The 7543-nt window shown below is 50.3% G+C and carries 5 protein-coding genes and 2 tRNA genes; 3 read left to right on the forward strand and 4 right to left on the reverse strand.

Features of this window, described 5'->3' with window-relative positions; all coding sequences use genetic code 11:
• Positions 1-5 precede the first annotated feature (5 nt).
• Positions 6-1379: a cell wall metabolism sensor histidine kinase WalK gene (locus AKG43_RS00840; protein WP_054598681.1), complete on the forward strand. Its 1374-nt coding sequence runs from the start codon at positions 6-8 to the stop codon at positions 1377-1379.
• A 227-nt stretch (positions 1380-1606) separates the two neighbouring features.
• Here the strand turns inward: AKG43_RS00840 and panC are convergent, their stop codons facing one another.
• From panC to AKG43_RS00860, 4 genes are all read right to left on the reverse strand, one after another.
• Positions 1607-2440, reverse strand: a complete 834-nt coding sequence (panC, locus tag AKG43_RS00845; protein ID WP_054598682.1) for a pantoate--beta-alanine ligase — start codon at positions 2438-2440, stop codon at positions 1607-1609.
• Between the two features lie 64 nt (positions 2441-2504).
• Positions 2505-3293 carry a 3-methyl-2-oxobutanoate hydroxymethyltransferase gene (panB, locus tag AKG43_RS00850; RefSeq protein WP_054598683.1) on the reverse strand — a complete coding sequence of 263 codons (789 nt, stop codon included), beginning with the start codon at positions 3291-3293 and terminating at the stop codon, positions 2505-2507.
• A 123-nt stretch (positions 3294-3416) separates the two neighbouring features.
• A tRNA-Thr gene (locus AKG43_RS00855) sits at positions 3417-3492 on the reverse strand.
• 138 nt (positions 3493-3630) lie between these two features.
• Positions 3631-5316, reverse strand: a complete 1686-nt coding sequence (locus tag AKG43_RS00860) for a glutamine--tRNA ligase/YqeY domain fusion protein (RefSeq protein WP_054598684.1) — start codon at positions 5314-5316, stop codon at positions 3631-3633.
• Positions 5317-5598: 282 nt separating this feature from the next.
• Here AKG43_RS00860 and AKG43_RS00865 point away from each other — a divergent pair.
• Positions 5599-5689, forward strand: a tRNA-Ser gene (locus tag AKG43_RS00865).
• Between the two features lie 539 nt (positions 5690-6228).
• Positions 6229-7543 (forward strand): type VI secretion system Vgr family protein (locus AKG43_RS00870; RefSeq protein WP_082402921.1); only part of this gene is annotated, 1315 nt, incomplete at its 3' end.

Consider the following 7543-nt stretch of genomic DNA (forward strand, 5'->3'; position numbering starts at 1 on the left):
GCTAAATGAAACTGTTTCAACGCATATTCGCCACATTTTGCGCAGTCATCATCTGTGCAATTTTCGTGGCGAGTTTTTCTTTTTGGCTTGTGCAGAATACCATTGCCGAAAACCAGTTCCAACAGCAGAGAACCATTGAAACCACTTTGATGGGCAGCATTATTTCCGCCTTCAGAGTGAGGGGCGAGCAGGGTGCAAATGAAATTTTAAGCGAATGGAAAGACAATCCGGTTGCACATAATGTTTTGGTGATTACCGGCGACAACGAACAGGATATTCTGAACCGGCAAGTCGATAAAAACATGATTGTCAACGCGCGTAAGTTTGCCGTTGCCAACCCCGATTCGGATCTGGCCAGCATAGAATATGACCGCTGGGGTGAAGAATATCTCTTTTTTATCCGCAATTGGGATAACCAGCAGATACAGCGTCTTCCCAGCCCGTTGTTCATTCCCGGCTTGCAGCTCGCCCCGATTTGGCACGAATTTATCATTCTGTCTTTTATCATCTTGGTTGGATTGTTGCTGGCCTATATTCTGACCAACAACATTACCAAGCCCATCCGCATTCTCGGGTTCGGCATGAACCGTTTGGCATCCGGCGATTTGGATACCCGTATTTCCCAGCAAATGGACGATCGTGACGACGAACTTTCACAGCTGGCGGTTCTGTTCGACAAAATGGCCGTTCAATTGGAGCAGTTGGTTGCAAAAGAGCGTCATCTGCTTCACCACGTTTCGCATGAAATGCGTTCGCCGTTGGCACGGATGCAGGCAATTGTCGGTTTGATTCAGTCTCAGCCCCAAAAGCAGGAACAATACATCAAACGTCTCGAAGGTGAGCTGACGCGAATGGATACGCTGGTGGGCGAATTGTTGACCTTGTCGCGCTTGGAAACATCCAACATGCCTTTGGAAAAAGATAACCTGCCTTTACTGCCGTTCTTTCAGCAGCTGGTGGAGGATAGCCAGGCCGTTGCTCAACAAAACCGGCAAACAGTGTTGTTGGAAGTAGAAAAAGTTCCCGATAACGCTGCCATTATGGGTAACGAAGGTTTCCTTTATCGTGCCTTCGACAATGTGATCCGCAATGCAATGGCATACAGCCCGGAAGGCAGCGAGATCAAGGTTCGGCTGTGTCAGGATGCAAAAAACTGGCTGGTTGATATTATCGACAACGGCCCGGGTGTCGATGAAATGCAGTTGCCGCATATTTTCACGGCTTTTTACCGGGCAGACAGCAGTGCCAGCAAGCCGGGAACGGGTTTGGGTTTGGCCATTGCCAAGCATATTGTGAATCAGCATAACGGTAAAATTATTGCTGAAAATATCAAGCCCAACGGATTGAAAATGCGTTTTATATTGCCGAAGCAAAAGTAAAGGCTGTAAAAAACGGAGCATAAAATGCTCCGTTTTTTACAGGTAGGTATCGTAATAAGCAGATCGCTTTATACCTGAACTTGCTCTGGTCGTCGAAACAGGGGGCTTTATATAGTCAATCAATTCAATTTTTACCACGGCGTTACTGCACCTTAGCTCAAAGAGAACGATTGTGTAAGCTGCTGAAGCATGCTTGTATTGTCTTGTATTAAAAATGTGTTGATTGATTATAACGATACTTCAATATTATCAATCAGGCGCGTAGTACCCAGCCTTGCCGCCGCTAAAACCACTAGGTTTTTATCGCCTGCGTGAGCTATGTTCAGGTTGTCGGCACGGCGTATTTCTACATAATCAACCGACCATCCTGCTTCGCTAAGCTGCTCTACGGCAGCTTGTTCCAATTCGGCATAAGCTAAATTCCCTTCACGGAGTGCGTCGGCGATAATGTTCAATTCGCGGAAAAGCCGGGGGGCTTCGGCGCGTTCTTGCTCGCTTAAATATTGGTTGCGGCTGGAGAGGGCGAGGCCGTCTGAAGCGCGGCCGGTATCGACAGGCACGATTTCCACGTTGATGTTCAAGTCTTCTACCAGCCCTTTGATGATGGCAAGCTGCTGGTAATCTTTTTTGCCGAAACAGGCCGTATCGGGTTCGACGATATTGAGAAGCTTGCTCACCACGGTAGCCACGCCGCGGAAATGACCGGGGCGGAATTTGCCGCATAATTCGTTTTGCAGATGGGGCGGTTCGACGTTGTAGCGTTGCTCCACGTTCGGATACAGTTCTTTTTCATCGGGAGCAAAAACCACACTCACGCCTTCGGCAGACAGTTTGTCGGCATCTTGCTGCAAAGTGCGCGGATATTTGTCGAAATCCTCGCCTTGGCCGAATTGCAGGCGGTTGACGAAGATGCTGACCACGACATGATCGGCACGCTTACGGGCTTCGCGTACCAAAGCCAGATGGCCCTCATGCAGGTTGCCCATGGTCGGCACAAATGCCACACGGCCTGCGGTTTTGCGCCATTCGCGTAATTCTTTGATGGTATGGATGATTTGCATGGAAAGGTTTGTCCTTCAACCAAAGGAGGCCGTCTGAAAACATGTTTCAGACGGCCTGTTCACATTATGAAAAAGTATGTTCGGCGGCAGGGAAGGTTTTGTTTTTGACTGCGGCAACATAAGCGGCTACGGCAGCCTGTATGCTGGTTTGGCCTTCCATAAAGTTTTTGACGAATTTGGCGGTTTTGCCGGGGAATACGCCCAGCATGTCGTGCATCACCAATACTTGCCCGTCGCAATCCACGCCCGCGCCGATGCCGATGGTAGGGCTGCTCACGGTTTCGGTAACTTGTTTGCCGAGGGCGGCGGGCACGCATTCCATCAAGATAATGGCAGCACCGGCTTCATCGTGCGCTTTGGCATCGTTCAGCAACGCTTGCGCTTTGTCGCCTTTGCCTTGCACTTTATAGCCGCCGAAAGCATGCACCGATTGCGGCGTGAGGCCGATATGGGCGCAAACGGGAATGCCGCGTAGTTGCAGAAATTCGGTGGTTTCCGCCATCCATACGCCGCCTTCCAGCTTGACCATGTGCGCGCCGGCAGCCATCAGTTCGGCAGCGGCGGCAAACGCCTGCTCTTTGCTTTGCTGGTATGCGCCGAAGGGCAGATCGCTCACGATCATGGCGTTTTTTGTGCCGCGGGCGACGGCTGCGGTGTGGTAGCACATATTGCGCAGGGAAACGGGCAGGGTGGAGGCTTGCCCCTGTACGGTCATGCCGAGCGAATCGCCTACCAGCAAAATATCCACGCCGGCATTGTCCATCAATGCCGCAAAGCTGGCTTCGTAGGCGGTGAGCATGGCGATTTTTTCGCCTTCTGCTTTCATTTTTTGCAGAGTGTTGACTGTGATCATCACAATATTCCGATTCTTTTCAGACGGCCTTAAGTTTAAACGCGGTTAATAATGGAGGCTCAGGCTGAAATTTCAACCAAAGCAAAACAGCCTGACCGCTGGGATCAGGCTGTTTTTGTTTTATGGTGCCGGCACCAAGAGTCGAACTCGGGACCTTCTGATTACAAGTCAGCTGCTCTACCAACTGAGCTATACCGGCTGAAGAAGTGCGCATTATGCCTATCTTGATGATATTTGGCAAGCGGTTTACGCAGAAAATTTAAAAAATTTTTGAAGGTATTGTTTTCTAGGTAAATTATTTTTCAGACGGCTTAAGCTTGCAGTGAAAAATAACGCTTCATTCCTTCGCTTGCCAAGTATCCTTCAAAGTAACTGTGCGGTTGAACACTGGTTTTTCTTTGCTGTGGTCGTAGCGGTCGGTAACGAAGTAACCCAAACGCTCAAACTGCCAGTGGCTTTCCGGCTCCAGCGTATTGACCACAGGCTCGGCGTAAGCGGTGATTTCTTTCACAGATTCGGGGTTCAGGAAATCGGTAAACGGCAGGTATTCGCCGTCTTCGCCGCGAACGGCATCGGGGCGCGGCTCGGTAAACAGGCGGTCATACAGGCGCACTTGCACCGGCACGGCGTGTTCGGCAGAAAGCCAGTGTATCACGCCTTTTACTTTGCGGCCTTCGGGTTTTTTACCCAGCGTATTATGGTCGATGCTGCATTTGAGTTCGATTACGTTGCCGTTTTCGTCTTTTACCACTTCGTCGCACTTAATCACATAGCTGTAACGCAGGCGCACTTCGCCGCCTAAAGTTAAACGCTGCCAGCCTTTGGGTGGATTTTCGCTGAAATCGTCGGCTTCGATATACAGGGTTTGGCTGATGGGCACTTCGCGCTCGCCCATTTCTTCATGGTGCGGATGGTAAGGCGCGCTGCGGCTTTGGGTTTTGCCGGCTTCAAAATTGGTGAGCGTTACCTTAATCGGGTTTAACACGGCCATCAAACGCGGTGCGGAATTTTCCAGTTCTTCGCGAATCGCACCTTCGAGTACGCTCATGTCCACCACGTTTTCAGACTTGGAAATGCCGACACGCTTGGCAAACAGACGCAAGCCTTCAGGCGTGTAACCGCGGCGGCGCATGCCGGAGATGGTAGGCATACGCGGATCGTTCCAGCCTGTAACGTGGCCGTCTGAAACCAACTGGTTCAGTTTGCGTTTGGATGTGATGGAATACAGCAATTCCAAACGGGAAAATTCGTATTGGCGCGGGTGGTTGTCGATCGGGATATTGTCGAGCACCCAATCATACAGCGGGCGGTGGGCTTCAAATTCGAGTGTACACAGCGAATGGGTGATGTTTTCGATGGCATCGGAAATGGCGTGGGTGTAGTCATACATGGGGTAAATGCACCACTTGTCGCCGGTGTTGTGGTGATGCGCGCGGCGGATGCGGTAAATCACCGGATCGCGCAGGTTTACGTTGCCCGCGGCCATGTCGATTTTCAGGCGCAGGGTTTTGCTGCCGTCGGGGAATTCGCCGTTTTTCATGCGCATGAACAAATCGAGATTTTCTTCGACGCTGCGGTCGCGGTAGGGGCTGTTTTTGCCCGGCTCGGTAAGCGTGCCGCGGTATTCGCGCATTTCTTCGGCACTTAAGTCGTCCACATAGGCTTTGCCGTCTTTAATCAGACCGACGGCGTAATCGAACAGTTGGTCGAAATAGTCGGAAGCATAACGCGGTTCGCCCGCCCATTTAAAGCCCAACCATTCTACGTCTTCTTTAATCGAATCAACGTATTCCTGATTTTCTTTTTCGGGGTTGGTGTCGTCAAAGCGCAGGTTGCACAGGCCGTTGTAAACATAAGCCAAACCGAAGTTCAGGCAGATAGATTTGGCATGGCCGATGTGCAGGTAGCCGTTCGGTTCGGGAGGGAAACGGGTTTGGATGGCACTATGTTTGCCACTTTTGAGGTCGTCTTCAATAATGGTACGGATAAAATGGTTATCGGCAAATTGTTCTTTATTCATCATGGGGATAGATTCATTTTCTAAATATGATTTGTTGTATAAATAGTTTTCAGACGGCCTCAATATCCAGGCCGTCTGAAAAAATAAGGAAGATGGGATGTATTGTACATTAAATTGCTGCCTGCGTTTGAAGTGCCGCCATACAAATAAATCGGCGTGATATTCTATTTTCACTAGTAAGAGAAGCAGGGCAGAAAAGCACGTTTGCGGATGACAACAGCTAAAATATTCTGAAGAATCTTACTTGCCACCATGCTTTAAAGCACTTATAATTCGCGTCTCCACAGAGAGGTGGATGAGTGGTTGAAGTCGCACGCCTGGAAAGCGTGTATACGTGAATAGCGTATCGAGGGTTCGAATCCCTTCCTCTCTGCCATATTTTATTATAACCTGATGATTGAAATAGGTAATTTTGGGTTATATTTATTTTATGTACCATATTGTGTACCCAATAAAAAGCCGGTGAACATTACCGGCTTTTCTCATGTGTAGTCATTTATCTTATAATTTAATTATTTACCCACTAAATACGTTAATCACTTCGGTATACGTTAATCACTTCGGTATACGTTAATCACTTCGGTATACGTTAATCACTTCGGTACAATCATCTTGGTAAATGAAACGCTATCTTTCCTTCGGTCATTCTTGTTATCCAAAATTTTGCCGGAAGAGGAGGTTGCATTTCTTTGTTAATATTATGAAAGAATAATATCATCATAGTCGCTAATTTCGTTTGCTAGTTTTGGGAGTGGCCGTAGCCAAGTGAGAAAACTATTGCATAAGCATAGGCCGTCTGAAATTTCAGACGGCCTTTTGTCATACCCATATTGGGCAAAAATATTCATTCTGATATATTTCCAAAACATACATCTTCAATCCTGATACTTTGAATACAGCTTTGGAACACCCGCGATGACCCAAACCCAATCCTACCGTCTCAGCTTTTCCCGCTTCGCTCCCTCCCTCTCCGTCGTTTCCTTCACCGCCACCGAAGCATTGAATACAGCCTACCGTCTCGACATCGAACTCACTTCCGCCGATGCCGATTTGCCGCTGTCGTCGTACATCAACCAAGCGGCTAAGTTTACGGTAACGCCGGTGAGTAGTGATGCGTTGGGTTTGATCGAAGGGATGTTGGCTCCCGAGCCGTTGAAGGAATGGAGCGGCATCATCACTTCGTGTGAGAAGCTGTCGGTATCGGCGGACGAGACCCGTTACCGTATGGTATTGGAACCGCGCATCGCCGCATTGAAGCATCATCGCACTTCACGGCTGTTTCAAAACCAAAACGTGCCCGACATCATTTCGTCGCTGTTGAAACACCACGGCTTCTCCGGCGTCGATTTCCGTTTCAACACTTCCCGCGAATACGGTGTGCGCGAGTATGTGACCCAGTATCAGGAATCCGATTTCGCCTTTATCAACCGGCTGTGCGAAGAAGAAGGAATTTGGTACGCCTTTGAGCAGAATGCCCAATATGGCGATGTGGCGGTATTCGGTGACGATACCGCCCATTATTTTCGCGGTAATACCTTTCCCTATCCCTACCGCCCCCACGGCGGATTGGAGAGCGTCGGAGCCGAAGCGGTGTTCGCCTTACAGGTAAAACACAACCCCATCCTCGAATCCATCCGCGTCGGCGACTACAACTACCGCGATGCCGATACCGATTTGTCGTCCCAAGTAACAGCTAAAGATAAGGAAAGCGACAGCAGCGTCTTACTCGGCAGCGACAGCCATTGGGGTTTGCATCACAAGACACCCGCAGAAGCCCAACTTCAGACGGCCTTACTGCAACAACTCGACCACAGCCGCCGTATTGTTGCCTCCGGCAGCGGCAACATCACCGCCCTCAGCACCGGCCAAGTGTTTCAGACGGCCCCAAGCTTCAGCGAAGCGCCCAACGGCTGGTTGGCGGTGTCACTCACCCACAGCGGCAGCCGCGACCAAGCGTACAGCCACCGCTTTAGCGCCATTCCGGCCGACAGCATCTTCCGCCCCGAACGCATCACCCCGTTGCCGAAGATCCAGGGCAGCCTTCCCGCACGGGTCACCAGCCCCGGCAACTACACCTACGCCTATATCGACAACATGGGGCGCTACCGCGTCAAACTGCCGTTCGACCTCGACGAATGGAGTCCGGGCGGAGAAAGCCGTCCCATCCGCTTAGCCAAACCCTATGCCGGCCCCGACTACGGCCAACACTTCCCGCTGCACGAAGGCACCG

This window comes from Neisseria sp. 74A18 (assembly GCF_001308005.1).
GTDB classification, from domain to species: Bacteria; Pseudomonadota; Gammaproteobacteria; order Burkholderiales; family Neisseriaceae; genus Neisseria; species Neisseria dumasiana.

Coding starts and splice junctions, on each gene's coding strand:
- AKG43_RS00840 (WP_054598681.1), top strand. CDS start 6: ATGAAACTGTTTCAACGCATATTCGCCACATTTTGCGCAGTCATCATC.
- panB (WP_054598683.1), bottom strand. CDS start 3,293: ATGATCACAGTCAACACTCTGCAAAAAATGAAAGCAGAAGGCGAAAAA.
- panC (WP_054598682.1), bottom strand. CDS start 2,440: ATGCAAATCATCCATACCATCAAAGAATTACGCGAATGGCGCAAAACC.
- AKG43_RS00860 (WP_054598684.1), bottom strand. CDS start 5,316: ATGATGAATAAAGAACAATTTGCCGATAACCATTTTATCCGTACCATT.